The sequence below is a fragment of the Kribbella sp. NPDC031520 genome, from assembly GCF_055580825.1.
Map to the genome: position 1 here is coordinate 1 of NZ_JBVIKS010000004.1, position 25,783 is coordinate 25,783.

Annotated in this window: 19 protein-coding genes; 7 read left to right on the forward strand and 12 right to left on the reverse strand. The window is 70.1% G+C overall.

Annotation, left to right across the window (positions count from 1 at the left end; all coding sequences use genetic code 11):
- Positions 1-1,303: 1,303 nt before the first annotated feature.
- The 5 genes from ACZ5BU_RS20690 to ACZ5BU_RS20710 form a co-directional block, all read right to left on the reverse strand.
- Positions 1,304-1,954 carry a hypothetical protein gene (locus ACZ5BU_RS20690; protein WP_465701096.1) on the reverse strand — a complete coding sequence of 217 codons (651 nt, stop codon included), beginning with the start codon at positions 1,952-1,954 and terminating at the stop codon, positions 1,304-1,306.
- Positions 1,955-2,196: 242 nt separating this feature from the next.
- Positions 2,197-5,307: a coiled-coil domain-containing protein gene (locus tag ACZ5BU_RS20695; protein WP_465701097.1), complete on the reverse strand. Its 3,111-nt coding sequence runs from the start codon at positions 5,305-5,307 to the stop codon at positions 2,197-2,199.
- Entirely contained in the window at positions 5,304-5,960 is a 657-nt protein-coding gene (locus ACZ5BU_RS20700; RefSeq protein WP_465701098.1) for a hypothetical protein, read from the reverse strand. The genes ACZ5BU_RS20695 and ACZ5BU_RS20700 overlap by 4 nt, the downstream gene beginning before the upstream one ends.
- On the reverse strand, positions 5,953-6,630 hold the full coding sequence (locus ACZ5BU_RS20705) for a hypothetical protein (RefSeq protein ID WP_465701100.1): 678 nt from the start codon (positions 6,628-6,630) through the stop codon (positions 5,953-5,955). The genes ACZ5BU_RS20700 and ACZ5BU_RS20705 overlap by 8 nt, the downstream gene beginning before the upstream one ends.
- Entirely contained in the window at positions 6,627-7,817 is a 1,191-nt protein-coding gene (locus tag ACZ5BU_RS20710) for a hypothetical protein (protein ID WP_465701102.1), read from the reverse strand. The genes ACZ5BU_RS20705 and ACZ5BU_RS20710 overlap by 4 nt, the downstream gene beginning before the upstream one ends.
- A 253-nt stretch (positions 7,818-8,070) precedes the next feature.
- On the opposite strand from ACZ5BU_RS20710, the gene ACZ5BU_RS20715 reads away from it, so the two are divergent.
- From ACZ5BU_RS20715 to ACZ5BU_RS20725, 3 genes are read left to right on the forward strand one after another with little or no spacing between them, the layout of a single operon-like run.
- A complete protein-coding gene (locus ACZ5BU_RS20715) occupies positions 8,071-8,865 on the forward strand; it encodes a TrmH family RNA methyltransferase (RefSeq protein ID WP_465701103.1) in 795 nt (264 codons plus the stop codon).
- A 43-nt stretch (positions 8,866-8,908) separates the two neighbouring features.
- Complete coding sequence (locus ACZ5BU_RS20720; protein WP_465701105.1) at positions 8,909-9,892, forward strand: SGNH/GDSL hydrolase family protein; 984 nt, start codon at positions 8,909-8,911, stop codon at positions 9,890-9,892.
- A 4-nt stretch (positions 9,893-9,896) separates the two neighbouring features.
- A complete protein-coding gene (locus ACZ5BU_RS20725) occupies positions 9,897-10,220 on the forward strand; it encodes an iron chaperone (protein WP_465701107.1) in 324 nt (107 codons plus the stop codon).
- Here the strand turns inward: ACZ5BU_RS20725 and ACZ5BU_RS20730 are convergent.
- Together ACZ5BU_RS20730 and ACZ5BU_RS20735 are read right to left on the reverse strand one after the other, a co-directional pair.
- Complete coding sequence (locus ACZ5BU_RS20730) at positions 10,217-11,452, reverse strand: SWIM zinc finger family protein (protein ID WP_465701108.1); 1,236 nt, start codon at positions 11,450-11,452, stop codon at positions 10,217-10,219. The two genes, ACZ5BU_RS20725 and ACZ5BU_RS20730, sit on opposite strands and share 4 nt — an antisense overlap.
- Positions 11,445-14,327: a DEAD/DEAH box helicase gene (locus tag ACZ5BU_RS20735; protein ID WP_465701110.1), complete on the reverse strand. Its 2,883-nt coding sequence runs from the start codon at positions 14,325-14,327 to the stop codon at positions 11,445-11,447. Before ACZ5BU_RS20735 ends, ACZ5BU_RS20730 begins: the two co-directional genes overlap by 8 nt.
- A gap of 92 nt (positions 14,328-14,419) precedes the next feature.
- On the opposite strand from ACZ5BU_RS20735, the gene ACZ5BU_RS20740 reads away from it, so the two are divergent.
- Positions 14,420-15,388 carry a zinc-binding dehydrogenase gene (locus ACZ5BU_RS20740; protein WP_465701112.1) on the forward strand — a complete coding sequence of 323 codons (969 nt, stop codon included), beginning with the start codon at positions 14,420-14,422 and terminating at the stop codon, positions 15,386-15,388.
- Between the two features lie 3 nt (positions 15,389-15,391).
- Here the strand turns inward: ACZ5BU_RS20740 and ACZ5BU_RS20745 are convergent, their stop codons facing one another.
- Complete coding sequence (locus ACZ5BU_RS20745; RefSeq protein WP_465701114.1) at positions 15,392-16,717, reverse strand: GGDEF domain-containing protein; 1,326 nt, start codon at positions 16,715-16,717, stop codon at positions 15,392-15,394.
- A 120-nt stretch (positions 16,718-16,837) separates the two neighbouring features.
- Here ACZ5BU_RS20745 and ACZ5BU_RS20750 point away from each other — a divergent pair, with 120 nt between their 5' ends.
- Positions 16,838-16,981, forward strand: a complete 144-nt coding sequence (locus ACZ5BU_RS20750) for a hypothetical protein (RefSeq protein ID WP_465701116.1) — start codon at positions 16,838-16,840, stop codon at positions 16,979-16,981.
- A gap of 67 nt (positions 16,982-17,048) precedes the next feature.
- On the opposite strand, the gene ACZ5BU_RS20755 is transcribed toward ACZ5BU_RS20750, so the two are convergent.
- On the reverse strand, positions 17,049-18,293 hold the full coding sequence (locus ACZ5BU_RS20755) for an MFS transporter (protein ID WP_465701118.1): 1,245 nt from the start codon (positions 18,291-18,293) through the stop codon (positions 17,049-17,051).
- Between the two features lie 365 nt (positions 18,294-18,658).
- Here ACZ5BU_RS20755 and ACZ5BU_RS20760 point away from each other — a divergent pair, with 365 nt between their 5' ends.
- Both ACZ5BU_RS20760 and ACZ5BU_RS20765 read left to right on the forward strand, forming a co-directional pair.
- Positions 18,659-21,217, forward strand: coding sequence for an MXAN_6230/SCO0854 family RING domain-containing protein (locus ACZ5BU_RS20760; protein WP_465701119.1), 2,559 nt, complete (start codon positions 18,659-18,661; stop codon positions 21,215-21,217).
- 125 nt (positions 21,218-21,342) lie between these two features.
- Positions 21,343-21,888, forward strand: coding sequence for a hypothetical protein (locus ACZ5BU_RS20765; protein ID WP_465701121.1), 546 nt, complete (start codon positions 21,343-21,345; stop codon positions 21,886-21,888).
- Here ACZ5BU_RS20765 and ACZ5BU_RS20770 read toward each other — a convergent pair whose 3' ends face one another.
- The 3 genes from ACZ5BU_RS20770 to ACZ5BU_RS20780 are packed head-to-tail and all read right to left on the reverse strand — an operon-like array spanning position 21,889 to position 25,731.
- Positions 21,889-23,271, reverse strand: coding sequence for a sensor histidine kinase (locus ACZ5BU_RS20770; RefSeq protein ID WP_465701123.1), 1,383 nt, complete (start codon positions 23,269-23,271; stop codon positions 21,889-21,891).
- Entirely contained in the window at positions 23,271-24,920 is a 1,650-nt protein-coding gene (locus ACZ5BU_RS20775) for an FAD-dependent oxidoreductase (protein WP_465701125.1), read from the reverse strand. The genes ACZ5BU_RS20770 and ACZ5BU_RS20775 overlap by 1 nt, the downstream gene beginning before the upstream one ends.
- A 52-nt stretch (positions 24,921-24,972) precedes the next feature.
- Positions 24,973-25,731, reverse strand: coding sequence for a FadR/GntR family transcriptional regulator (locus tag ACZ5BU_RS20780; protein ID WP_465701127.1), 759 nt, complete (start codon positions 25,729-25,731; stop codon positions 24,973-24,975).
- Positions 25,732-25,783 lie beyond the last annotated feature (52 nt).

Sequence of the window (25,783 nt, forward strand, 5' to 3'; positions counted from 1 at the left end):
CGGGGGTGGCCCTTAACATTTCCAGGCCGAATTTCTCCCGGCCCGACGTCGACGCCGGCCAACACCTCACGCCGGCACCACAACGGCCCGGCACACCACAACGGCCCGGCACGCCACCCCGCCCCGGCACACCACGTCGACGCGGTGCCACGCACCGATCGGCGCCGGCTCTTCGCGGCGCGCCATGCGCCGGCCAGCGCCAGTATCGGGCGCCAGGTGCTGGGCGCCACGTACCCAACCAGCGCGACTACCGGGCGCCATGCGCCCGGCGCGACATGCGGACCGGCGCGACATGCGGGTCAGCCCCACGTGCGGATCAAAGCCACGTACTAGGCGCGCAGGTGTTTGCCGGCGCCACGTTTGCCCGGATGGCTCCTTTGCGTAGGCGGCATCGTGCCAGGTGGCACGTTCCCGAGGTCCATCCGAGGCGCATGTCGCGCGGGTGGCACGCTGCCCGTTGGAGGTTGCGCAGGTGCCGGTTGCGCAGGTGCCGGTTACGCGGGTGGGACGGTGCCGGGTGCAGGTTGGCGGCTGCGGGTTGCGCCGGTGGGACGGTGCCGAGTGGACGTTGTTCAGGTGCGGCGCCGAGGGTGCATGTCGCGGAGATGCGGGTACCGAAGTGCGGGCGCCGAGGTGCGCGTGCATGTTGCTCAGGTGCGCGTGGGGTGGGTCGCGGGTTGTGTGGGTGGCACGTTGCGCGGGCGCGGTGTTCGGTGGCCTTGCGTCGGGGTGTAGATCCACCAGGTGCGGGTGGGTTGCCGTTGGCTTGGTTTGCGGCGGACGTGAGGGTGTCGAGGAGGCGCGGTCGGGGCGGAGGGCGTCGTGCTCGCAGATTGGTTCGTAGATCTCTGGCGGATCGCGGACGGTGAGTTGTTCGGTGCGGTTGATGTTTGCGCGGGCCAGGTTGCCGGCTACCGCTTGGACTCTGTTCAGGAGGCTTGTTAGGTCGGTCAGGTGGTCGGGTCGCGCTCCGGACGGTGGGTCTTGGACGGGGCGGACGGCCTCGCGGCGACGTCACCTCAAGCTCTGGGGATGGCCGGGGGTCGGAAAGCCCTTTGTGGGCTCGGCGGCTTGGAGGGCGAGCTGTTCCGGACCCGACGGCGGGCACTCGGCGCGAGGCTGAGAGTGTCGTACTCGATCTGCGGTGGAGAGGTTGTGGGGGCGGCTGGAGCGGCGGAGTTCGGAGTTGCTGGCCGTGCGACGTTCTCCGGCAGTCGGGAGCTGGAGGAGTGGGCTGGCGGCTTCCACGTGCTCAGCGCGGGTGCTGCGGCGGTGGGAGCGAGGGATTGTTGTGGAGGAGTGGCTACTCTTCGGGGGCGATGCCGACGAGGGCGGCGGCGGCGCAGATGTGTACGGGGGTTAGGTCGATGGGGGAGACCGGGGCCTGGAGGAGGGTGCCGCGTTCGTACGGGGTGAGGGTGATGTCGATGCCCGGGGCGCCGGCGACCATTCCGCGGACGTACGTGAGCCAGCCCATCATCGGGATGCCGCGACGGAAGACGCCCGCCGCGGCGGCGAGTTCCGTGTCGGCGATGCTCGCCCACTGAGGCTCCCAGATCGTCACGACCGCGCGAAGGATCTGAGCGAAGCGCTCCGACTGCTGCAGGGCGTCCTCGTCGCTCCAGTGCAGTGTGAGCTGGTCGGAGATGGTCGTCATCGTGCCGCCCATGGACAGGTCGAACAGCCAGGGCAGCTCGCCGGTGCTCTGCAGGTGCAGCCGCGTGGTGCTCGTACCGTTCGCGAGGACCTTTGTGGTGGCCTCGACCATCTCCTGGAGCGGCGTGGAGCCGTCGGCTTCGAGCACGTGGTAGCCCCAGCGCTCGTCCTGGGTCCAGTTGTGGACGTCGGGGAACGCGACCGCCACGGCTGTCAGGGTGCGGCCGACGCGGAGCGCGCGGTGCTCGACGGACTCGTCACGGTGTGACCATTGGGCGCGGAGTAGCCAGGATGCCATTCACGCCCTCCGATCATGAGGCGGCCGGTTCGGCGGAGGTGCCGTTGTGTCAGTGGGTGACATGCCGGATGCAGGTGACGGTACGCCGTCATACGACTGCTTGACCAGGGTTCCGGTCCCTCGCTGTGAGCGGGTACTGCGGCTCTCCGGAAAAGTCACCGCACCATACTGCTGCACCGTCGGGTCCTAGGTCTGCACCGGGGTCCGCTTTTGGTAACAACGTGTCGAAATCTGGACAAGTGTCAAGTGAGGGTCGGCGACGCCAGCTCGAGGGTCGGGGTGGAACCGCGGTACGACGTCATCCAGTCACGCAGCAGCTCGACCCGGGCCGCGTTGTCCTCGTTGCCCTTCACCACGGGGGCCTGGTTGTACGGCATCGTGTCGGAGCTCCGGCGGAGCTTGACGTACAACCGGGAGGAGGCGAGGGCGTACCGCTCCATGTCGTCCTGGAGCGCGCCGATCACGGTGATGTTCCGGTCGCGGCCGATCTGTTCGAACAGGGCCACGGCCTCGCGGCGGTGCTGCGAGCCCAGGTTTCGCCCGAGCTCGTCGAGGATCAGCAGCAGCGGCCGGTCCGAACCCCCGGCGAGCGCGGCCGCGCACACCAGCTTCACGGCCTTCTCGTCCATCTGGGCGGTGTTGCCCTTTACGTTGAACGCGGAGAACGGGCCGCCCTCGGACCGCCGCCACTTCGGCGTGACCGTCCAGCGCCACGGCTTGTCGGGCTCGGAGGGCGGATCCGGCTCGGGGAACTCGAGTTTCGCGCCGTAGCCGCCGTACTGCTGGTCGAGGCGGTCGAACTCCTGCGAGACGAGCCGCAGCCGCGCCTTGATGCCGTCGGCGAGGGACGCGCGGTGCGCGCGGGCGGTGCTCTCCGCCTCGTCGAGGCCCTCGCGGGCACGTTCGAGGGCGGCGTTGCGCTCGGCGCGCTGGCTGGCGATCTGCTGTTGCTGCAGGCTGTCGAACGTCTCGTGCTGGGCGAGGTGGCTGCTCAGCGTCCGGTGCAGCGCCGGGACCAGGCCGACGCGGTCGCCGAGTGTGCCGTTCGTCCAGCCGTCGGGACCGTTCAGGATCTCCCACAGCTCGGCTGGGATCTCTTCCCGCGAACGCGCGCTCGGGAAGCAGCGGCGGATGACGTCGTCGAGTTGGGTGCAGGCCTGGTGGTTCCAGTCGGCGGTCGTACGGCGCTGGGCGTCGTCGGGGAGTGCGAGCAGGAACTCCTCCGCCTCCGAAGGCGTGCCGCCCCAGGTCGTCGTCCGCGTGGTGAGGTCGAGCGCGCTCTGTTCCTCCCGCAGCGCCAGCCGCCGGCCAGTCAGCTCGTCCAGGATGCGGTTGTGGTCGCGGCGGGTCGCCTCGAGGTTCTTCAGGCGTTCGTCGCGGACGAGTTGCTGTCCGGCGGCCGCCTCGGCGGACTCCTTCGCGGCCTGCAGTTGCGGCGCGAGCGAGTCGCGATCGGACTCGTGCCGGTCGACGGTCTCGCGGAGCGCCAGGATCTGCTCCTGCACCGCCTCCGCATCGGCCAGTGCGCGAGCGGCCGCCGTACGGCGCTCCGCCTGCTCGACCCGGGACCGGGCCTGTTCCAGCGCGGCAGACGCCTGAGTACGCGCCTCGACCGCGGCCTCGAGCCGGCGCCGGGCCGCCTCGATCCGCGCCGTACGGCCGGTGATCGGCTCGTCGAACTGCCCGACCGCGACCACGCCCGCCGCGTCGTCGATGTTGTCCTTGGTCGCCCGCTCACCGATCGCGGCGAAGAACGCGTCCAGTACGAACCGCTTGTCCGCCGACTTCGGCCCGCCCTTCCGGGAGGCCGCGGCGCCGGGCCGATTCGCCAGCACCAGGAGGAAGCCGGCGTATCCCGCGTCGGTCAAGGCGGAAGCTGCCACGGTCGCGTCGCCGAAGTCGATGACGACGGCCTCGCGGTACGGCGCCAGCCGCGGCTCCCACTCCGGCCGGTCGGACGCAGGCAGCTCGGTGATGTCCGTCAGCGCGCCGCACTCGATGCCGGCGTTCTCCAGGACCTGCTGCTGCGGCGCAGACACTGTCTGGCCGCTTTCGGCTTCACGCAGCTCGGCCGTCGCGTAGTCGACCGCCGAGCGGGCGGCGTGGTCGCGGCCGATGTGCTCCTCGAGCACGGCACGCGCCTCGTCCTGTTCCTCGGCGGCCGCGGCCAGGTCGCGGCCGTCCGCCGATCGACCGACGTCCAGCAGCCGCCGGTGCTCCTGACCGAGTCGCTCCAGTTGCTCCCGCACCGAACGCTGCGCGAGATCCAGTTCGCGGTCGCGGGCGTCCAGCCTGTCCCGCTCCTGACGGGTCAGCTGCACGTCCCGGAGCAGGTTCTCCTCGTTGCCGAAGGCATCGATCTCGGCAGCGATCGCTTCCTTGCGGGCCTCCTGCTCGGCGACGCGCTCGTCGAGCGTGGCGAGCTCGTGGACGATCTCGGCGTTCCGCGCGGCGCCGTCGATCAGGTGCCGGGCGGAGCGTGCCTGCCAGGACTCCTTCGCCGCGGCCAGGGCCTCGCGGGCGGCGGCACGCTGCATGATGCCGGCCTCGACGGTCGCCATCTCCTGCTCCCAGCGCTGCAGGTCGGTCGTCGCCTGCTTGGTCGCCTCGCGCTGCGTGTGCTCGGCCGAGCGGTGCGCCTGCTCCTGCTCGAGCTCGTGGTCGAGGCCGGTCAGGGTCGCGATCGCGTTGAAGATTCGGGCCGGGCCGAGCTCGTTCAGCGGCTCGGCGAGCAGGTTCGCGGTCGGGCTCGAACGTACTGACGTCGACAGGAACGAGACGCACCGGACCTGTCCGCCGTACAGCACCTGGGAGAGCTTGTTGGCGTGGAAGTCGGTACGGCCGTTCGAATGCGGGAGGGCGGCCCACAGCGCGTCGGCGCCGGCGGCGCGCTCGGCCTCGGTCGCGCCGTACGGGATGTGGAGGCCGTGTTTCCAGCGCAGGTCGATGTACGACGCCTTGCGGTTGATGCGGATCCAGACCGTGACTGCGGCGGCCTCGATCTCGTCGAGGTCGGTCAGGTCCGGATCGGAGAACACGCCGACGATGTAGCCGCGGTCGACGTTCGACCAGTTGCCCTCCTGGCCCGCGGCCTCGGCGGTGAACAGCAGCTCGGCCGCGCCTGGTGCACCGCTGGTCAGCCGCCATTGGTCGTCCGCGTGCAGGAGGCTGAGCGCCGCGATCCACGACGACTTACCGGCGCCGTTGGAGTCGGTGGGGCCCTGACCGGCGACCGTGATCAGGCCGCGGCCGATCATCGGGATCGGGTGCGTCGACAGCCGGGACAGGTCCACGACCTGCACGCCCAGCAGCACCTTCGACCCCAGGATGTCGAACGGCCCGTCCTCAGTCATGCTTCTTCTCCCACTTCGACAGGGACCCCGTGACGGGCGCGGATGGCTTCGGCGATCGGGCTGGCCGGGGCGGCGGCGAGGATGAGCTGGTCCTGCAGGCGACGGCGAGCGGCCGGTGTCAGGCGCTGCAGCTGCGGACCCGGGATGTACGACGGCCCGCCCGAGTGATCGCCCGACAGCTGGATCAACCCGGCGGCACGCAACCGCTGCAGCGCGAGCCGACGCTCCTCGCCGCTGATCTTGGTCGTCCGCAGTTCGTCGACCGTGGTCGGCCGGGCGGACTTCCAGCTGTCGCTGGTCAGGATGCCTTCGCTGCGGGGGATCGCGACCGAGTGGATCAGTACCAGCACGAGCACCGCGCGGTCGATGACCGACAACGGCTGCCAGCCCTGCGCGGCGAGGCTTGCCGCGATGTCGTCGTCGTACCCGGCGGTCCAGTGGGTGCCGTCGACGTGGACGAGCGTACGGCCGATCAGCTTGAGCATCCGCTGCACCTGGCGGCGGAGCGTGACGTCGCGCAGACCTGCGAGCTGTACTTCGGCGACCGGGTGTGCGGCGTACTGCACCGCGCTGAACGCGGCGAGCACCTCGTCGCGCGAGCGGTCGCTGAGGTCCTGCAGCAACGGGTCGAACAACGCATGCTGGTCAGTCATCCGCCACCTCCGGACCAGGCTCGGCGGCGGCGTCGGACGGGAGCGCATCGTCCGGACCAGGCTCGGCGGCCGTGTCGGACGGGAGGGCATCGTCAGGCGCCGGCTCGGCGGGTGGTGGCCCGGGGGACAGTACGGCCGGGGGCGGATCGGGGAGGTGGCGGCACAGGTCGCGGAGCGTCGAGAGGTCGGTCGCCGTCCAGGTGATGACGCGCGGGCCGACACGGACCTCGGCGGACTTCTCGTCCCACAGCAGCCAGTGGGTCGCGTGCAGGCGGCGCAGGCTGCCGATGATCAGGGTCAGGTCGCTCGGCTGTTCGGGCCGGCCGCGCATCCCGGCGTACGCGGACCTGATCTGCGCGAGCGTCCCGGGCGTACCAGGCCAGGCCGGTGCGCTGCGGTCCGTCCAGCAGCAGGCGACACAGATCGCGAGCAGGCGAGCCGTCTCGTTGGGCAGCTCGACCGGGACCGGGGGAGCGCCGAGCTCTTCGAGCACGCTGTGCCCGGCACCCGACGGCAGCGTCGGCACGAGCCAGACCGTGTCGCCCGACGTGGCCCTGGTCAGGCCCGCGACGGCAGGCGTGTCCGGATCGACGACGATCGGCCCGGCGGACTGCACCTTCGCCCACCAGAGCGCGTTGTACAGCCGCCGCTCGACGGCCTCCGTACTCACGAGACCACCCGGCGGAACACGCCCTCGGTGGCCCACGGCGTACCCGCGGAAGGGTCGATGCGCATGCCGTCCGACCAGACGAGCTCGTACTCCAGCTCGTCGTGCAGGTGTGCCGCGGTCAGCTCGGCGAGGACGCGCCGGGCGGTGATCCAGTCGCCCGCCTCGTCCACCACCTCGACGATGTCGACCGACGTACGTCCGGCCAGCACCCGCTCCGCCTCGCGGCGCAGGTCCTCGCGGTCAGTCGCCGCGGCCGATTCCGGCGCGTCCTGGTCCGCGGTCGGGCGCGGCGGCGCCATCCGGGCCGTCCCGCTCCGGCGGCCCGTTTCCACCGCCTCGACCATCGTCTGCGCCGAGAAGTCGGGCGCTGCGGCGTCGAACAGGAGACCGTCGAGTACGGCGGCCAAGGTCTCCGGCTCGCTGCCCCGCGTGAAGGTCAGCCAGGTTTCGATCGGCAGCAGTCCGAGCGCCCGCGTCGTCCCGGCGCGCTCCACCAGTCGGCCGGCTGCAAGCTGGACGGCGTCGGCGTACGCGGCCAGGGCCATGCGCAGCGACGTACAGTCCCGATGCAGTGTCGGCCACCGGTCCAGGACAAGGCGGTGCACCTTCTCGGCCTGCTCGATCAGGCGCTCGTTGCCCCACGCGAGCTGGGCGTTCTCCCGCAGCTGTGCCGTCGTGCTCGTCGACACCAGGATCGCCAGTTCGTTGCCGAGCAGCCGGAACACCTTCGTCAGCCGCTCGACGGACGCCTTGCCGTCGTCGGCCGTCGCCTGCGGGTCGCTGACGCTGTGCGCCTCGAGCGTGAGCAGCTGGTGCAGCTCTGCCTGACCGCCCTGGACGGACATCCGGCGCAGGAACATCAGCATCACGTACGGCGCGAAGGCGGCGCGGTGGCGCAGCTCGTTCGGCCGGTCGACGAGTTTGGTGATCGCGCCGTACTGCCGGAGGACGTCGAAGCGGCGGACGATCACGTCGTGCGGATACGCCCGGCAGGCGAGCGTCGCCTGCTCAACGGTCAGTCCGTCGCTGCCGGCCTCCGCGAACGCGTCCAGGATCGCCTGATCGACGTCCAGCAGTTCGGGGTCGACGATCATCGCGCCCGACTCGCGAGCCAGCACCGCGAAGACCTGACGGTAGACGCGCAGCACGGCTGCCTCGGCCTCGGCATCGAGCAATGTCGCGTCCATCCGCACTCCCTCCCGTGAGAAAAGGACTCTAACCACCCGCACCGACAGACCAAAACCCACCCGCCAGCCGCCTGTGGAAAACCGGATGACGGCGGCCGGACGGCTGCCTACGATCCGGAGTGTGATGAGAATCCTTGGCTGACGCGGTCGGGAAGGCCGCGTCAGTACCACGGCACCTGCGGGTGTCGCCCCGCCGGAGTGGACCGTCGTGTCCCCGGCGCGCTTGCTGATTCTCTCCGTACGGAGCCTGCACATGACTGTGCATCCTTCTGCTCGCCCCGTCGGCGCGCAGCACCCCCGTGTCCGTGACCTGCTCGCCCTGCGCAAGGACGGCTCGCCCGGCCGGATCATGGTCGAAGGAACGTGGGAACACGACCGCCTGCTGACCACGTCTGCCACCATCGAGGCGCTCTTCTGGTGCCCGGAAACCGGACCGGCCGACGTCACGAAAGTCGCCGAGCGGGCCGAGGAGGTGTACCGCGTCTCGGCGAAGCTGCTCGCCCGGATGGCCCGCAGGACCCGTCCCGAGGGCCCGATCTCGATCGCCCGGCTGCCCGAATGGCGGCCGCAGGCGTTCCGCTTCACGGACCGGTCCCTCGTCCTGGTCGCCGACGGTGTCGAGTACGCCGGCAACCTCGGAACGCTGATCCGTACGGCCGACGCCGCGAACGCCGACTGCCTCGTGCTGACCAGTCGCCGCGCCCGCCCGACCCATCCGGCGGTGTACTCCGCGAGCCGCGGCACCGTCCTGTCGACGCCGATCGTCGAGTTCGACGACATCCCGGCCGCGGCGGCGTGGTTGCGCAGCCACGCGTTCCGCGTCCACCTCGCCGACCCGGCGGCCACCGGGACGTACCGCGTTCCGCAGTACGACGGTCCGACCGCGTTCGTGGTCGGGTCGGAGGGCTCGGGGCTGTCGCGGGCGTGGCACGACGAGGGCTTCGACGCGGTGTCGATCCCGATGCTCGGGCAGGCGGACTCGCTGAACGTCGCGTTGTCCGCCGGGATCCTGTTGTTCGAGGCGCGGGCTCGGAAGGAGGGATGGTGACGCGTTCGGCACAATAGGTTCGCCGACAACAGAAGGAGTGCCCGTGACGTTCGAGCCTGGCCAGGTCGTCGCCCCGTCCGACCCGCGCATCGTCCTGGAAGGCCAGTGGGGCCACCAGCCCGGGGTCGCGATCACGGTCAACTCCGGTTCGCGGATCTCGTTCTGGTACGCCGGTGAGCGGTTGCAGTTGCTCTTCGACACCGACGGGCTGACGGTCGCTCCGCACCTGTGGATCACGGTCGACGGCGAACCGTCGCTGCACGTGCTCGACGGGCCGGTCATCGAGCTGTCGGAGCCCGAGGGCCAGCACCGGGTGACTGTGGTGGTGAAGGACGTGAACGAACACGTCAACCGGTGGAACCCGCCGTTCGAGTGCGCGGTCGTGTTCGCCGGCCTCGTGCTGGACGCCCGGTCGGTACTGCGGCTCAGCGGCCGGCCGAGTGGCCCGCGGCTGGAGTTCTACGGCGACTCGATCACGCAGGGCGTCCGGGCGCTGAGCGAGCACCCCGCGTCGGAGGGTGCGGACGGTACGACGTCGTACGCGTACCTGACCGCGCGGGCGTTCGGCGCCACGTCGTGCCAGGTCGGCTTCGGCAGTCAGGGGATCAGCAAGCCGGGGAACGGCGAGGTGCCGTCGGGGCTCGAGTCGTTCGGGTGGAACTTCGCGGGGTCGCCGGCCGAGCGGGTCGAGGCGCCGGACGTCGTGGTGATCAACCTCGGGGTGAACGACCCGACGCTGGACGTCGAGGAGTACACGGAGTACGTACGGCGGGTGCGGGCGGCGTACCCGGCCACGACGATCGTGTCGCTCACGCCGTTCAGCGGGAAGCACGCGGAGACGATCCAGGCCGCCGCGAAGACCCTCGACGACCCGAACGTGGTCAGCGTCGACTCGACCGGCTGGATCACCGAGGACGACTGCACCGACGACGTCCATCCCACCGTCGCCGGCCACGCCAAGATCGCCGAACACCTGATCGCGGCCCTCGAGGAGCACACGTCTTTGCGCCGTCCTGCCGCAGGATAGTCAGATGGAGACCGTGGACGAGTACATCGCGTCGTTCCCTCCCGAGGTGCGCGCTGCGTTGGAAGAAGTACGCCGTACGATCCACGCCGCCGTCCCCGGTGCGGGCGAGAAGATCAGCTATCAGATCCCGGCCATCACACTCGACGGAACCGCTCTGCTCTACTTCTCCGGCTGGAAGTCGCACATCTCGCTCTACCCGATCCCGCCCATCGACGAGGACCTCACCCAGTACCGGTCCGGCAAAGGCACGCTCAAGTTCCCGCTCGACAAGCCGATCCCGTACGACCTGATCACCCGGATAGCGCAGGCATTCGTCGCCGCCCGTTAGAGGAGGTCCTTCGGGTCGGTTGCTGGCGGGCGGGTGAGGGTCCAGTCGTTGAAGTGGTTGTCGAAGCGGTACCAGAGGTTGTCTTTGCCCAGGCGGAGTTGGAGTTTGCCGGCAGTTACGCGGTTGGCTTCGGTGGTGGAGTTCGGGAGGGCGGCTTGGGCTTCGGTCAGGGCGTCCGGGGTGGGGTCGTACGGGGGTTCGACGGTGACGGCGAGGCCGCCGGGGCCGGCCTGGTGCCAGGCGGTGGCCCAAGTGGTGAGTTGGCGGGCGGAGATGTTGGCGCGGTGGGCCAGGTCGGCGAGTTGCGGCGTACCTAGGAGGGCGGCGGCTCGGCGGGCGAGGTCCTGTTCGTAGGTCAGCGGCAGGTTGGTGTCGCCGGAGGCCAGTTCCCAGGCGCGGCGGGCGGCGTCGGTGGCGAGCGCGATCAGGTCGCGTACGTCGATCCCGGACGAGCGCGGCGGGTCCAGCACCTTCACAGCGGCCGGTACGCCGGGAGCCGCCAACGGACGCGGCGGCACCGGAATCGGCACGACAGACGGGGCGGGGGACATATGGCGGGCGAAGGCGGCGATGGCTGGGATGCCTTTCGGCGCGGGGGTTCGTGGGGGAGCGGGTACAGGTCCCGTACCACCTCGGCGGGCTCGGAGGGCCGCGAGTAGTTCGTCTCTGCGGCGGCCTCGGAGGAGCAGCAATGCGAACGGGTCGTCGTCCAGGGCGTCGGCGACCAGGTAGCAGACAGCTGCCGAATGCTTGCACGGTACGGCGAAGTCGGGGCAGCTGCAGTTCGTCAGGACCTCGCCGGCGCCGGGCAGCAGGTCCAGCCCGGTCGCGCGTACGTCGTCGACGACCTCCGGCGGCAGCTCGCCGTCGAGGAGCGCCGCGACCCGCCCGATCTGCGCCGACACGACGTCGAGTACGGCGTTCCATTCGTCCGCCGAGAACGCGCGGATCCGGACGGTCACCTGGTACGGCGTGACACGACTGCCCTGCACCACCGCCTCGACCTCACCAGGGCTGACCGTCAGCTCCAGCACGCTTCCGCGCCGCGCGTACGACCGCCCGCGGGACAATCGCCCCGGGTCCAGCCGGGCCCGATGCTCCAGCGCCTCCAGCCACGCGCGCCCCCACCAGGTCGCGCCGAACGTACGCCGACTACCCGGCCCCCGCGCCGCCGGCAGCCCCGCCTCCTCGTCCTTCGACCGCCACCACGGCCGCCGATCATCCTCAGCCATCCGCCGCACCCTCTGAGTCGTCCTCCGCGTCCGCCGGGCTGTGCGCCGCACCCGCGGAGCCGTCCGCCCGACCCGCCGGGGCGACGGTTGTGGATTTGCCAACAGCTGAAGGGTTGTACGCGCTCGCCGAGCCCGACTTCGCCGGGCGGGTCGACAGTTCGACGAGTTCGGTCAGTTCGGTGTCGGACAGCTCGCTCAGCCACGCCTCGCCCGAGCCGACGACGGCGTCCGCGAGGTCGCGCTTGGCGTTGATGACCGTCGCGATCCGATCCTCCAGCGTGTTCTCGGTGACGAGCCGATGCACCTGCACCGGCTGGTCCTGCCCGATCCGGTACGCCCGGTCCGTCGCCTGATCCTCGACCGCCGGATTCCACCAGCGGTCGTAGTGCACGACATGGGTGGCTCGCGTCAGCGTCAGCCCGACCCCACCCGCCTTCAATGACAGCAGGAACACCGGCGCTGCGCCCGCCTGGAACTGGTCGACCATCTCCGAGCGTTTCCGCACCCCGATGCCACCGTGCAGGAACAACGTACGCACCTGCCGCGCCGCCAGGTGCGCCTCGATCAGCCGGCACATCTCGACGTACTGACTGAAGATCAGCACCGACTCGCCCTCGGCCAGGATCACGTCGAGCAGCTCGTCCAGCGCGGCGAGCTTCCCGGACCGCCGTTCCAGCGGACCCGGCTCGTGCAGGAACTGCGCCGGATGGTTGCACACCTGCTTCAACTGCGTCAGCAGACTGAGCACCAGCCCGCGCCGTGCGATCCCCGACGCCTCCTCGATCTTGGCGAGCGCCTCCTTCGCGACGGCCTGATATAAGGTGGCCTGCTCGGTGGTCAGCGGTACGACAACGTCGTGCTCGGTCTTCTGCGGCAGCTCCGGCGCGATCCCGGGATCGCTCTTCCGCCGGCGCAACAGGAACGGCCGGGTCACCCGAGCCAGCCGCGCCGTCGCCTCCTCGTCGTGGAAACGTTCGACCGGTACGGCGACGTCGTGGCGGAACCGGTCCAGCGTGCCGAGCAACCCGGGCGCCGACCAGTCGAGGATCGACCACAGCTCGGAGAGCCGGTTCTCGACGGGTGTCCCGGTCAGCGCGATCCTGGTTGCCGACGGCAACGTCCTCAGTGCACGGGCGGTACGTGACAACGGGTTCTTCGCGTGCTGGGCCTCGTCCGCGACGGCCAGCCCCCACGCGACTTCCCCGAGCTGGTGGTGATCCTGGCGGACCACGCCGTAGGTCGTGAGCACGACCTCGTCCGCCGCGAGATCGCTCAGGCTACGACCGGCGCCGTGATAGCGACGGGTCGGTACGTCGGGCGCGAACCGCGAGAACTCGCGCTCCCAGTTGCCGAGCAGCGTCGACGGACAGACGACGAGCGTCGGGCCGCGCCCCTTCAGCTGCAGGTGGAGCGCGATGACCTGGATCGTCTTGCCGAGACCCATGTCGTCGGCGAGACAACCGCCGAGGCCGAGGTTGGCGAGCTGCGCCATCCACGCGACACCGCGGCGCTGGTAGTCGCGCAGCGTCGCGCGCAAGCCGGCAGGTTCGACGTACGGAGCCGGCTCGTCGGCGGTACGCAGCCGGGTCAGCATCTGCGCGAGCGAGCCGTCGGCGTCGAACGGTACGAGCTCGCCGTCGACGTCGATCGTCCCGGTCAGCGCGGCCCCGAGCGCCTCGGCGCCGGTCAGCGTGCGGGTGGATCCGTTGCTGCGCAGATGCCGGACGAGATCGTGGTCGACGCGGATCCAGCGGCCGCGCATCCGGATCATCGGACGCTTGGCCTCCGCGAGCGCGGCGACCTCGGCCTCGGTGAGGTCCTGGTCGTCGAGCGTCGGACGCCAGCGGAACGCGACGAGATCGTTCAGGCTGAAGTCCGGCCCGGTGACGGCGCCGGGCGTCGGCGTCCCGACCGTGGCGCGGAGCGCGAGCCGGCCGGCGAACAGTTCGGTCGGCCAGAGCACCTCGATGCCGGCGCCCTCGAGTTCCGGGCTGCCCTCGGCGAGTTCCTCGAGCGCGGCGTCGTCGATCGGCACCTCTTCCGGCGCGGCGTCCTGCAGCGCGGAACCCAGCGGCGGCCAGACGCGGGCACCTCGCCGGAGCGCGAGGAGCAGGTCGGTCTCGGCACGCTCCCCGAGGGCGGTCAGTACGGCGGCGGGCGCGTTCCACATGTCCGCGACATCGACGAGCAGACTCGGATCCAGCCCGCTCCGCAGCTGCAGCACCGCCCGGAAGTCGTCGTCGGACTCCGGAGGCTCGACCCGGAGCACCAGACGCGTGCCTGCCTGCTCGGCCAAGGCGGTTTCGTCCAACCACTCTGACGGGCCGGGGACCGGAGCAGGTTCAAGCGCGGCGAATGGTGCCGCGCTGGGACGGGTCGCCACCGCGGCGGCCGGTGTCCGGACCAGGGTGTCCGCGAGCGCATCCCAGAACGCGCGGATCAGGTGCTCAGGCTCGATCAGGCGCACCGGACGCGTGTTCTCCAGCGGGAGCGCATGCCCGTACGCAGGCATGGCGGCGCCGAGGTTCCGCAGCCAGGCGTGGTCGATCGGATCGAGCGGAGCCACCCGCCACGCGCCGTACCCTTCCGCGCTCCGGTCCGGCACCAGCCGCCCGCGGCCGATCAGCACCAACCCGGCCAGCCCGGCCGCCCGCCACGCCGCCCAACTGCCGGGCTCGGGCTCGTCCGGCTCGGTCAGCCGTACGAGGACTTCTTCCATCGTGAGAAGCCGCGCGGGGACGGTCGTACGGCGTACCGACGTGCCGCGGGGGAGGACCAGGCCGACCGTGCCGTCAGGTTCCTCGGCGAGGTCGCCGTACAACGCCAACCGGCCCGCACGAGGCGGGTCGGCGGGGACGAAGACGGCGTCGAACATGCCCCGCAGAGTACGCCGCGCCGCCGACAGAAATTTGACCTGAACCAACGTTGAGGTTGCACGCTCGAACTTCCCGATCAGAAGGAACAGACATGCGTGCAGCAGTAGTGACCGCGTTCGGCGGTCCGGAAGTGATCGAGACCCGTGACGTACCGGACCCGGTGCCGGCCGCGGGCCAGGTGCTGGTCGAGGTGCACACGGCCGACGTGATCTTCGTCGAGACAGCGATCCGCCGCGGCGGCCACGGGAAGTTCTTCGACGTCGAACCGCCGTACATCCCGGGCAGCAACGTCGGCGGCCGGGTCCGCGCCGTCGGCCCCGGCGTCTCCACCGACTGGATCGGCAAGACCGTCGTCGGCCGCCCTCCGAACTTCGGCGGTCATGCCGAACTGGCCGTGCTCGCCCCCGGCGTCGAGGTCCCGCCGGAACTCGACCTGCAGACCGCGGTCGCGGTGTACGGCGACGGCTTCACCGCCCTGATGCTCGAAGAACTCGCCCCCTCGATGACCGGTCAGAACGTACTGATCACCGCCTCCGCGGGTGGCATGGGCCTACTGCTGATCCAGCTCGCCCACCAGGCCGGCGCGCACGTGATCGCCGCTGCCCGTGGCGAGGAGAAGCTTGCCCTGAGCAAGGCTCAGGGGGCCGACGTACTGATCGACTACAGCAAACCGTCCTGGGAAAAACTGGTGCTTGAGGCAACGAACAACCAGGGCGCGGACATCGTCTTCGAAGGGGCCGGCGGCGAACTCGGCGGCACCGCGTTCACCGTCACCAAGGACGGCGGCTGGTTCTCCGCGCACGGCGCCCCGTCCGGCAACTTCGCCCCCGTCGACCCGGCCGAAGCCGGCCGCCGCAACATCACGGTCAAGGGCATCATGGACCTGCGCGCCGACTCGACCACTACCAACGTCAGCGCCGCCGACGTCCTGACCCGAACGGCCGCCGGCGACCTCAGACCCGTTGTGGACCAGCTCTACGACCTCGACCACGTGGCCGATGCCCACCGAGCCCTGGAGAACCGAACCCTCCGCGGCAAGGCGCTGATCCGGATCGCCTAGGACCTAGTCGGAGATTGGTTCGTCTGCACGGTCGGTGAAGCCGGGTGGGGTGGGGCGGGCGGCGACGATGCGGTTGCGTCCGTCGCGTTTCGCGCTGAGCAGGGCGTCGTCGGCGGCGAGGATCAACTGGTCCATGGTGTCGGCGACGTCGGGGTAGACCGCGGCGCCGATCGAGGCCGGTACGCCCGCGATCACGGCGTTCTTGGCGTGGCTCGTCTCCACCGCAACGCTCAGCCCGCTCAGCCGGTCCCGGATCCGTCCGGCCACCTCGAGCAGTTCGCTCTCGGAGGCACCAGGTAGCAGTACGGCGAGCTCGTCGCCGCCGACCCGCGCGACCAGGTCGCCCTGGCGAACCTCCGCGCGGATCGTCTCGCCGACCGCACGCAGCGCCTGATCACCGGCCGGGTGACCGTACGTGTCGTTGATTTCTTTGAACTTGTCGAGATCCAGCATCAGTAGTCCGACGCTGCTTCGCAGGGTCTGCGCGCGGGCCAGCTCCGCGGGCACGGCATTGGCCCAGTACGCCGGGGTCGCCAGGCCGGTCTTGACGTCGGTCCCGGCCGCGCGCTGGAACTGGGGCAGCAGCAGGTCCCGGTGCAGGGTGAGAACCGTGACCATCAGGATCGGCACGACCCATGGGTACGACGCCTGGAGTGCCGCGACCGCGACGCCGAGGCCGAGGCCCGCGACCACCACGAGCTGGTCCGCCAGATCGCCCAGCGCACTCCGCGCGGTGGTGTCCGGCGAGGACAGCAGGATCGCGCCGATCACCAGCGCGAAGTTCACCAGCCACCACGTCGTCGTGGCGCCCAGCACCACCACGAGCTCCCACGGACCGGTCGGCACGCGCGGCTCGGTCAGCAGGCCGCCGGCCCGCAGAGCGGCCGCGGCGGCGGCGCTGGCCAGGATGAACGTACCGGCCGAGAACACCTTGCGGTGCGCGATCGTCCGTCCGTAGACCCGGATCCAGGAGTAGCTGTACGAGATCGCGATCAGCGCGACCACCAGGCTGAGCGGGAGGAGCAGCAGGCCGGCGAAGACCCAGAGGCTTTTCAGGTTCGTGTACGGCGAGGTGTTCGCGGCCATCTCGCGTCGGCGCTCGATTCCGCGGGCAGACTCCAGATGCAGGATCGACGCGGCGGTCAGTACCCCGAAGGCGAGCCACTCGGTGTGACTGACCCCGCCCGAGATCGTCGAACCGACCGACAGGGCGGTGATCAAGAGCGCGACAGCATCGACCCCGAGCACGTACAACAGCGCGGGGCGAGGCAGCGACCAGAGCTTCCACCGGCGGGGTGGCACCCAATTGCTCCGACCGATCAGAATCATTGTGGCCTCACCAGGATAGACCTGAACGGTTATCTCTGAATAGTAACTGCCCGGACACGCGAGGTCAGCACCGGCCCGCGTTTTGTTCCATCCATCGGGATGGCGAAGGAAGGAAGCACCATGGCGAAGATCAACACCGGCAACGAGTGGTTCACCGGCACCGGGAACGAGTGGTTCCACGGCGGCAACGAGTGGTTCACCGGTGGTAACGAGTGGTTCCGCGGGACCGGCAACGAATGGCTGGTCAGCGGCAACGAGTGGTAATACCGGAATTTCTTTACCAGCATTTTACGGAGCCGATCGGGAGGTATTTGCGCGGATCTCCGGCGGCTCATCCGGCGCTTGTTTCGGCCGCGCCGGTCCCGGCCCGGCGGGCACGTGCCCAGGCACTGCCCGCCAGGAGGGCGACGCAGGTACCGGCGGCCCCCATCGTGCCCAGCGCGACGGTCGGGGACCAACGGTCGGCAAGGAGTCCGGCGAGCAGGATCCCGATGCCCTGACTGCCTTTCAGCGCGGTACTGGCGACCCCGAAAGCCTGGCCGCGGCGGCCGTCCGGGACCGCCTGGACGAACGCCGCACTTGTCGGCAGGTGGTACGCCGACGCCAGTCCGGACAACGCCCACAGCGCCACGGTGATCGGGAGGTTCGGCCCGCTGAAGCTGAAGACCAGTGGTACGCACGCCAGGATCGCCAGCGGCCCGAGCAGGCGTAGCCGCTGTTCGGGTTCCCACTTGGTGATGAGCCACATGCCGAGGACGGCGCCGGCCGGGCTGGCGGCGAGCAGGAGGCCCGCGGCGCTGGTGCCGTGGCCGATCTCGTGTGCGTACGGAACGGCGAGACCCTCGACGGTCACGTAGAAGCCGGCGACCGTCGCGAGCAGTACGAGCGTCCGGAGTTTCGGCGTCCGGGCGACCAGGGACACGCCGTCGGCGAGATCGCGGAAGTAGTTCGAGGGTGGCGAATCCGTGCCAGCGCCCGGCGCAGGCCTGCGTTCCACGCCGAAGGCGACCAGAGCGGCTGACAGCAGGAACGTGACCGCGTCCAGCAGGAGGCCGCCCGACGTACCGACGGCGACCACGACCGCGCCACCGAAACCGAAGCCCAAGACCTGGCTGAACTGGACGACCATGTCGTTCGCGGCCTTGCCGAGCACGTAGTGATCACCCGGGAGTACGGCGGGCAGGGTTGCTGCCCGTGCCGCGTTGAACGGCGAACCGAATGCCTGGAGTGCCAGCAGCAGCACGATCACGACGATCAGCGGAAGCGCGTGAATCGCCATGCAGGCAACGAGAATGGCTCGGGCGACGTCCGTGACGATCATCACAGTGCGGCGCGGGTGACGGTCGGCGATGCCGGCCAGCAACGGGCCGAAGAGGAGGTCGGGGATGTAGGTGAGCGCGTAGGTCAACGCGGTCAGTCCGGCCGAGGTGGTGCGGTCGAAGACCAGGACCGACAGCGCTACGCGGGCGATCTGGTCGCCTGCCACCGAGAGCAACCCGGCCAGGAACAACGCCCTGAACTCGGCATGCCCGAACACCTCACGCCAGCGCGCACGCTGGACCACCCCACTGCCCATACCTCGAACGTTAACCACAATCCGTGGTCCGACACCTCCTGAACGTGATCAAATCCATGATTCAAGGGTTTGCCTGCGGCGCATCAGTGCCAAATCTCGGCCAGATCGGGACCCGGTGGCGCGAGATTTGGATGAACGTTCTACTCTGGTGTTCTCCGGTGGCGGGGTCTGGGCGGGGCGGCCCCGACCCTGCCACCGGAGCTCTTCTTTGTCAGCCAGGTCCCCGGAAACTGTCGGCGGCGACCGGTAGCGTTCTCAGTGCCAGGGGCGGCTCCTGGACGTGCTTCCTTCTCCTTCACCATGCAAGTAGCGCGTCCGCTCTCCGCCCCTGGCGCCTTCATCCTGAACGCTCACGGGAGACGCCCATGCCGGATCCAACAGCGGCCGTGCTGCTGCGTCGCCGGCGGCTGGTCGACGCCGCGGCGCTGACTCCTCCGGTCCGGCGCTCCGCGTGGCAATGGCTGCGTCGTCCGTTGACGATCCAGGCGGGTCTGTCCGCCTTGCAGGCCGACCTGATCCAACGGGGCCTCCTGCTCTCGGTCGGCCTTTACCGGCACTGCGCTTCGCTGTCGGCTCCTGCCCTGGCCGGATTCGGCCAAGCGCTGCTGGACCTGCTGGACGCGGAGTCCGGTTTCGACGTCAAGCACACGCCGCTGTTCCGTGGCTTCCCGGAGAGCGTGCCTCGCGATACTGAGACCTTCTACGTGAACAGGGTCTTCGCACGGCTGCTGCAGGAGCCTGAGCAGCCCTGTGTGCTCTGTGGTGACACGGCCTCCGTCCACGCGGTGTCGCCGTGTGCGCACCTGGTTTGTCGTACCTGTTGGGACGGCTCCGACTTCAGCGCGTGTCCGCTGTGCCTGCAGCGCATCGACCCCGACGACCCGTTCCTGAAGCCGTCCTTACAAGAGGACCAGCCTGCCCACGTTCGCTCGGAGCGGCTGCGTCTGCTCGCGTTGGCCACCGCCGACTCAGTACGTCAGACGATCGAGTCGCTGCTGTTCCGCCGCGCCCCGTTGTCCGCGAAGGATCGTGCGGATCTGAAGATCCTGCTCACCAGCGCGAGCTCCGCCTGGCTGCCCGACGACATCCCGGTACGCGAGACCAAGGCGCTCGTCCTCGCATACTTCCTGGCCGACGACCCGGACCTGATCGACCGCGCCGAGACCGCGACCGACGTACTGCGGCTGATCTACGCGCTGATGGACGCCGACCCGGGGCTGCGTATGCCGCCCGCGCGCCGGAAGTCGTTGCCCCGGGCAACTCGACGGTTGCTGCTGCGGCGGCTGGACCGGATGCCCGTGGAGTTGTTGGTCGAGGACCTGTTCCGGCACGAGCGGGCCTGGAAGCGGATCGCGGAGAACCTGCACCCGTTCGAGTTCGCGTCGAGATTCCCGGTCGCCGCGCTGGCATTCGCGATCCTGCGCCGTACGGAGCTCGACCTCGGCACCGCGGCCGGGCGTGCGGTGGCGGGGGAGGTGTCGCGGCATCCGTTGGTGCGGCTCGACCACGGGCGACCGGTGCTCACCACGTACGGGTCGCGCGTCGAAAGCTCTTTCGCACAAGGCCGTCCGGACCAGGCGCTCGACCTGCTGCGCCAGCGTCCAGGCGAGCTGGTACGGCGCCTGGTGCAACTGGCCCGGGCGCTCGAGCCGGACCACCACGCGGCGCTCGTCGACGCGTTGACGACTGCCGTCTCGGATGTGTCGCCGGCCGTCATCACCGCGGCGCTAGGGCAAGTCCGCACGCCGCCGGGCGATCTGCGCCTGTTCTTCCCGCGCGGCGGGACGGCCCGGATCTGGACGTCGGTCGACGACCGCGAACCGTTACCTGCCGCGCTCGCCGCCGAACTGTCCGCCGTGCTCACCGGTGAAATGTTGCGTAGGGCAACGGGATTGCCGCGGTGGCGGCGGGCCTTCCTGGACGAGGAACTGGTCCGGCTGGCCGCGCCCGGTTCGGAGCGGAATGCGTCCGCGAGCCTGTTGCGGATGACCCGGGGGAGCGCGGCATCGATCCCGCAGGACGACCTGCTGCGGTTGTTCCTGCACTGGGTGCAGCCGGGTGAGCGGCGGATCGATCTGGATTTGTCGGTAGCGGTGTTCGACGAGGAATGGGCCTTCGTCGGATTGTGCGACTACACCCGGCTGCGGTTCGACGAGGACGCGCTGGTGCACTCCGGCGACCTCACGTCCGCGCCGGCGCCCGGCGGTTCGACGGAGTTCGTGGACATCGACCTGCGGGCGGTGCGCCGGGTCGGCGGGCGGTACCTGTTGCCGGTGGTGTTCAGCTACAACGACGTACCGTTCGACGAGCTCGAGCGTGGATTCGTCGGGGTGCTGCGGCAACCGTCGGGGCTGTTCGACCCGGCCGCCGTGGAGGACCGGTTCGACCTGGCCGGTCCGGCGAAGATCTTGCTGCCGTTCGGCGTCGACCTACACACCAAGGAACTCCGCTGGTACGACGTGAACCTCGGCGCCGCGGGGTACGGCCACAGCATCCGGCGGTACGCCGGTCAGCTCGGGCTGATGTCCGCGACGCTGGAGGAGGTCCACGGATCGGGCGACCGCGCGAGCCTGTGGGAGATCTGCTGCTGGCATGCCGCGGCCCGCACCGACGAGATCGCGGTCCGCTGCGCGGACGGATCCGTGGTCGGCTACCGGCGCGGCGCGGGCGAGGAGCTCGCGGCGCACGCGCGCCGGGTGACCGCGCGACTGGAACCGGACCGGAGTTGGGACTCCGACGCGGCGGCCGGTGCGGATTTCGTTGCCGTGCTCTCCGGAGACGTCGCGACCCGGCCGGGTGCCGAAGTGTACGCCTTGCATCCACGTCTGCTGGACGGTGCGAGTGTCGCGTTGATCGATGCGCCGCACCTGCTTGCGGTGCTTGCCCCCGACACCCGGGCGCGGGCGGGCCTGCGCGTGTCCTGACCCTTCGTTCGGGCGTGTCTGGCAGGAGCCTGAAAGGTTTTTGACAATTCCGTGACGGACGCGCGCCCGGTGCTTTGGTGCGCTCCCGGCCAGGAGTACAACGGAATTGGCGAAGGGAGCCACGAATGACGTACGACGTGGTGGTGCTCATCGAGCGCGAGATGAGCGAGGGCGACGCGCGCCGCGTTGCCGCCCTGCACTCGAAGCGCGAGGAAGCCGTCGACTACCACCTGCTGGTCTCCAGTCATCCGGAGAGCGGGCTGGGCGGTCCGATGGCGTTGCTCGGCTCGACGTTCGAGGACGTGGCCGGTCTGACTGCTTCGGCGTCGGTGACCGGTTCCGCGACGGCACCGTCGGCGCGGGTCGGTCCACCGTTGGCAAGTCGAACGCCGACGGCAACACTCGCCGATCCCGCGGTCGATCTGGCTTCCGTGATCGAGCACAGCTCACGTCGGCTCCGGGTTGCCAGCGGCTACCAGGTCCACGTCTCCATCACGCACGGTGAGGTGTTGCTGGCGCTGATGCAGATGGTGAAGTCCACCGGCAGTCAGGAGGTCGTGGTGGTCGCCTGGCCGGAGACCGCGGCCGCGTTCGTCTGCTCCGACTGGACCGCGAAGGCCCGCAAACTGCTCAAGGTCTCGCGGGTCCGCGTCCTCGAGCACGACACCTGATCAGCCGGCCGGTTGCCGCGGCAGCCGGACCTGGAGCGTGGTTTCGCCCGGGCGGGACGTGATGCCGATCGTCCCGCCGTGGTGTTCGGCGACGATCCGTAGCGCGATGTCGAGACCGAGTCCGGTGCCCTTGCCGACGTCCTTGGTCGTGTAGAACGGCTCGAACGCGCGGCCCGCGACCTCCGGCGGCATTCCGGCGCCGGAGTCGGTGAATTCGACGACGATCCGGTCGCCGTCGGTGCGGGTGCTGATCCGGAGCGTGCCAGCGCCGTCCATGGCGTCGACCGCGTTGTCGATCAGGTTCGTCCAGACCTGATTCAGTTCGCCTGCGTACGCGTCGATGCGCGGTACGTCACCGTACGCGCGGACCACCTCGACGCCGTCGCGGAGCTTGTGCCCGAGCATCACGAGCGTGCTCTCGATGCCCTCGGTGACGTCGATCGTCTGGATCGAACCGCGGTCCAGCTGCGAGTACGAGCGGACCGCGGCCACCAGTTCGGAGATCCGGCGGGTCGACTCCTTGACCTCGCCGATCAGCGTCGCCGCGGCGATCGTGCTGGCCACCCACTCCAGTCCGGAGCCGAGCGCGGTTCCGAGGACGACGGCGACCCGCTCGCACCACTTCACGTCGGCACCGGCCGCCGCGAGCGGCGGTGCGATGAACCAGGACCGTTCGACTTCGTGGTCGTCGAGCCAGTCCGCGATCGTGTTCTCGTGGTCGGCGAGGTCGACGGGATCCGGTGCCGCCGTACTCCGGCCGAGCTCGAGCCGCAGTTCGTCGAGCACACTGAACTGGGCGGCCGACACGTCGCCCTCCGCGAGCCCGCGCAACGCCGACAGCAGCGTGACGCACGCGCCGTCGAGCGCACTGACCGAACGGGTCGCGGCCGCGGCGGGGTTGTTGATCTCGTGCGCGAGCCCGGCCGCCAGCGTGCCGAGCGTGATCAGCGATTCGCGCTGCCGGGTGGTCGACTCGATCGCCCGCGCGGTCCCGTACACGCCCTTGATCAGGTGGCCCGCGAGCGGGAACCAGTCGTCGATCCGGTCCCGCAGTACGTCGGCCGGTACCCGCAGTACCCGTCCGGCGGCGAGGCCGCGGCCGCTGGCGAGGTACAACCCGTGCTCGTCCCACGCCCGGAACCCGCCGGCCCAGCGGCCCGGGACGTCCATCTTGCCCATCACGGTGTCCTCGCGGCCGATCTTGCGGTGCAGCGTGATCGCCCCGTCGACGAGGACCCACCAGAAGTCGGCCGGTTCGCCTTCGTGGAACAGGTCGGCGCCGGGCTCGATCGGCACCTCGCTGCTGCCCGCGATCAGCTCCTCCAGTTGCGCGTCGGTCACCCCGGCGAACAACGGAATCTCGCGCAGGTCGGCGGCGTCCATCAGACGGTCGCAAGGTAGCGGTGGACGAGATAGATCGACATGGCGCCCTCACCGACCGCGGAGGCGACGCGTTTCATCGAGTCCAGCCGTACGTCGCCGGCCGCGAACACACCCGGCACGCTGGTCTCCAGCGCGTACGGCGGCCGGGGCAGCGGCCAGCGTTGCTGGGCGACCAGGTCCGGCCCGGTCACCACGAAACCCAGCGTGTCCCGTACGACGGAGTCGCCGAGCCACTCGGTCCGCGGGATCGCGCCGGCGAAGACGAACAGCCAACTGGCGAGCACCTCCTCGACCTGGCCAGACGTGCGGTCGGCCAGCGTCAGGGCCTCGAGATGCCCGTCGCCGCGGCAGCCGACCACCTCGGTGCGGCACCGCACCTCGATATTGGCGGCTGAGCTGATCTTGTCGACGAGGTACCGCGACATCGAGTTCTCCAGCCGTTCGCCGCGGACGAGCAGGACGACGCGTTTCGCGTACCGGGCCAGGTTGAGGGCCGCCTGGCCGGCCGAGTTGGCGGCGCCGACGATGTACACCTCGTCGTCCTGCACCTGACTGGCCTCGCTGGCGGTGGCGCCGTAGTACACGCCGCGGCCGGTGAGGCCGGCAAGTCCTTCGACGTCGAGGCTGCGGTACGAGACGCCGGTCGCGACGATCAGTGCCCGCGCCTCGATCTCACCGGATCCCTCCAGCAGTACGGCGTGTACGGGGCCGCGCGACTCGAGCCCGACGACCGAGCGCGCGAGCACCATCTCGGCGCCGAACCGGGACGCCTGGGCGACGGCGCGCTGCGCGAGGTCCGAACCGGTCAGACCACGCGGGAAGCCGAGGTAGTTCTCGATCGCGGCGCTCAGCCCGGCCTGACCTCCGGGGGCCTCGCGTTCGACGATCACGGTGCTGAGGCCTTCGGACGCGGCGTAGACGCCGGCGGCCAGGCCGGCCGGACCGCCGCCGACGATGCACACGTCGTACAACGGCTGCTCGGCCCGCGTACGCAGCCCGAGGGCGGAGGCGAGGTCGAGGGCGGTGGGGGAGCGGAGCGTGTCGCCGTCCGGGACCAGTACCAGCGGGAGATCGTTGTCGGAGGCCTCGGCGAGTTCCTGGAGGCGCAGCCCTTCGGCGTCGCGCTCGACGTCGTACCAGCGGTACGGAACGTGGTTGCGGGCCAGGAACGTCTTGATCTCGTGGGCGCGGTCGGACCAGCGGTTGCCGACGATCCGGACGTCGGAGCTGTGTTCGGGGTTGGCGTGCTGCCAGTCCTCGAGCAGGTCGTCGACGACCGGGAACAGCTGGTCTTCGGGCGGGTCCCACGGTTTGAGCAGGTAGTAGTCGAGGCCGATCTCGTTGATCGCGCGGATCGCGACGTCGGTGTCGGCGTACGCGGTCAGCAGCAGGTACTTCGCACCACCGGCGTGTTCGCGGGCGCGTTCGAGCAGCTCGATCCCGGTCATCCCGGGCATCCGCTGGTCGGTCGCGATCAGCGCGATCGGCTGGTTGCGCAGGGCGAGTTTGGTCAGCGCGGCGAGCGCCTGGGCACCCGAGGTGGCGCGGACCACCAGGTAGTCGTCGCCGTAGCGGCGGCGCAGGTCGCGCGAGATCGCCGCCGAGACCATCGGGTCGTCGTCGACCGTGACAATCGCAGGTTTGCTCACGCGGTGCCCCCCACCCCAGTGAACCGATCCCGTCAGAATGCCACGGGATTCCTCAGTCCTCTACGAGTGCGCGCAGGGTTTCCTGTTCGGAGTCGGGCACGTACCCGGCGTAGTAGTCGAACATGTTCTGCCGGGCGATCCGGGCCGCGGCGTGGCCGTTGCCTGCCCGGATCGCGTCGACCACCTCGGCGTGATGGTGCAGGGACTCGAGCATCAGTGCCCGGCTGTTCGGGGCGTGCGCGATCTTGTCCGAGATCAGGCTGAGGACGACGCCGCGGACAACCTCGTTGCAGGTCTGGATCAGCGAGTTCCGGCTGATCCGCGCGATCAGCTCGTGGAAGGCCAGGTCGGCCTCGCTGAACGCGTCGAAGTCGATCTCGATCGCGTCCCGCATCGCGACCAGCGTCGCCTCGAGCTCGTCCAGCTCCTCGGGGGTGCGCAGCCGGGACGCGACCTGGATCGCGGCGCCGTCCATGATCATCCGGAACCCGATCAGCTCGCCCAGGCCGAGCTCGTCGACGCGGGCCAGCCGGGCGACCTGCTTGCGCAGGGCGGACGACGAGTACGGCAGGATCTCCGGGCCGTTCGGGTCACCGGGCCGGGACCGGACCACGCCGTTGCTCTCCAGCACTCGCAGCGCCTCGCGCACGGTCGACCGGCTGACCGCGAACTGGGCGACCAGTTCCCGCTCGCTCGGCAGCCGCTGCCCGGGCGCCAGGTCGCCGCGCGCCAGCGCGTCCTCGACCTGCTCGACGATCCGCTGGTAGGCGCGCACGGGTTGCACCGGCTGGAACTGCGGGCTCTTTGCCATCTCATGCACCCCAATCGCCTTGACAGAGCGGTGTGCTGCGACAAACCTAGTG

What these genes read in the sequence shown, in the direction of transcription:
- ACZ5BU_RS20690 (WP_465701096.1), bottom strand. Translation starts at nt 1,954, where the DNA reads ATGGCATCCTGGCTACTCCGCGCCCAATGGTCACACCGTGACGAGTCC.
- ACZ5BU_RS20695 (WP_465701097.1), bottom strand. Translation starts at nt 5,307, where the DNA reads ATGACTGAGGACGGGCCGTTCGACATCCTGGGGTCGAAGGTGCTGCTG.
- ACZ5BU_RS20700 (WP_465701098.1), bottom strand. Translation starts at nt 5,960, where the DNA reads ATGACTGACCAGCATGCGTTGTTCGACCCGTTGCTGCAGGACCTCAGC.
- ACZ5BU_RS20710 (WP_465701102.1), bottom strand. Translation starts at nt 7,817, where the DNA reads ATGGACGCGACATTGCTCGATGCCGAGGCCGAGGCAGCCGTGCTGCGC.
- ACZ5BU_RS20715 (WP_465701103.1), top strand. Translation starts at nt 8,071, where the DNA reads ATGACTGTGCATCCTTCTGCTCGCCCCGTCGGCGCGCAGCACCCCCGT.
- ACZ5BU_RS20725 (WP_465701107.1), top strand. Translation starts at nt 9,897, where the DNA reads ATGGAGACCGTGGACGAGTACATCGCGTCGTTCCCTCCCGAGGTGCGC.
- ACZ5BU_RS20730 (WP_465701108.1), bottom strand. Translation starts at nt 11,452, where the DNA reads ATGGCTGAGGATGATCGGCGGCCGTGGTGGCGGTCGAAGGACGAGGAG.
- ACZ5BU_RS20735 (WP_465701110.1), bottom strand. Translation starts at nt 14,327, where the DNA reads ATGTTCGACGCCGTCTTCGTCCCCGCCGACCCGCCTCGTGCGGGCCGG.
- ACZ5BU_RS20740 (WP_465701112.1), top strand. Translation starts at nt 14,420, where the DNA reads ATGCGTGCAGCAGTAGTGACCGCGTTCGGCGGTCCGGAAGTGATCGAG.
- ACZ5BU_RS20745 (WP_465701114.1), bottom strand. Translation starts at nt 16,717, where the DNA reads ATGATTCTGATCGGTCGGAGCAATTGGGTGCCACCCCGCCGGTGGAAG.
- ACZ5BU_RS20750 (WP_465701116.1), top strand. Translation starts at nt 16,838, where the DNA reads ATGGCGAAGATCAACACCGGCAACGAGTGGTTCACCGGCACCGGGAAC.
- ACZ5BU_RS20755 (WP_465701118.1), bottom strand. Translation starts at nt 18,293, where the DNA reads ATGGGCAGTGGGGTGGTCCAGCGTGCGCGCTGGCGTGAGGTGTTCGGG.
- ACZ5BU_RS20760 (WP_465701119.1), top strand. Translation starts at nt 18,659, where the DNA reads ATGCCGGATCCAACAGCGGCCGTGCTGCTGCGTCGCCGGCGGCTGGTC.
- ACZ5BU_RS20765 (WP_465701121.1), top strand. Translation starts at nt 21,343, where the DNA reads ATGACGTACGACGTGGTGGTGCTCATCGAGCGCGAGATGAGCGAGGGC.
- ACZ5BU_RS20770 (WP_465701123.1), bottom strand. Translation starts at nt 23,271, where the DNA reads ATGGACGCCGCCGACCTGCGCGAGATTCCGTTGTTCGCCGGGGTGACC.
- ACZ5BU_RS20780 (WP_465701127.1), bottom strand. Translation starts at nt 25,731, where the DNA reads ATGGCAAAGAGCCCGCAGTTCCAGCCGGTGCAACCCGTGCGCGCCTAC.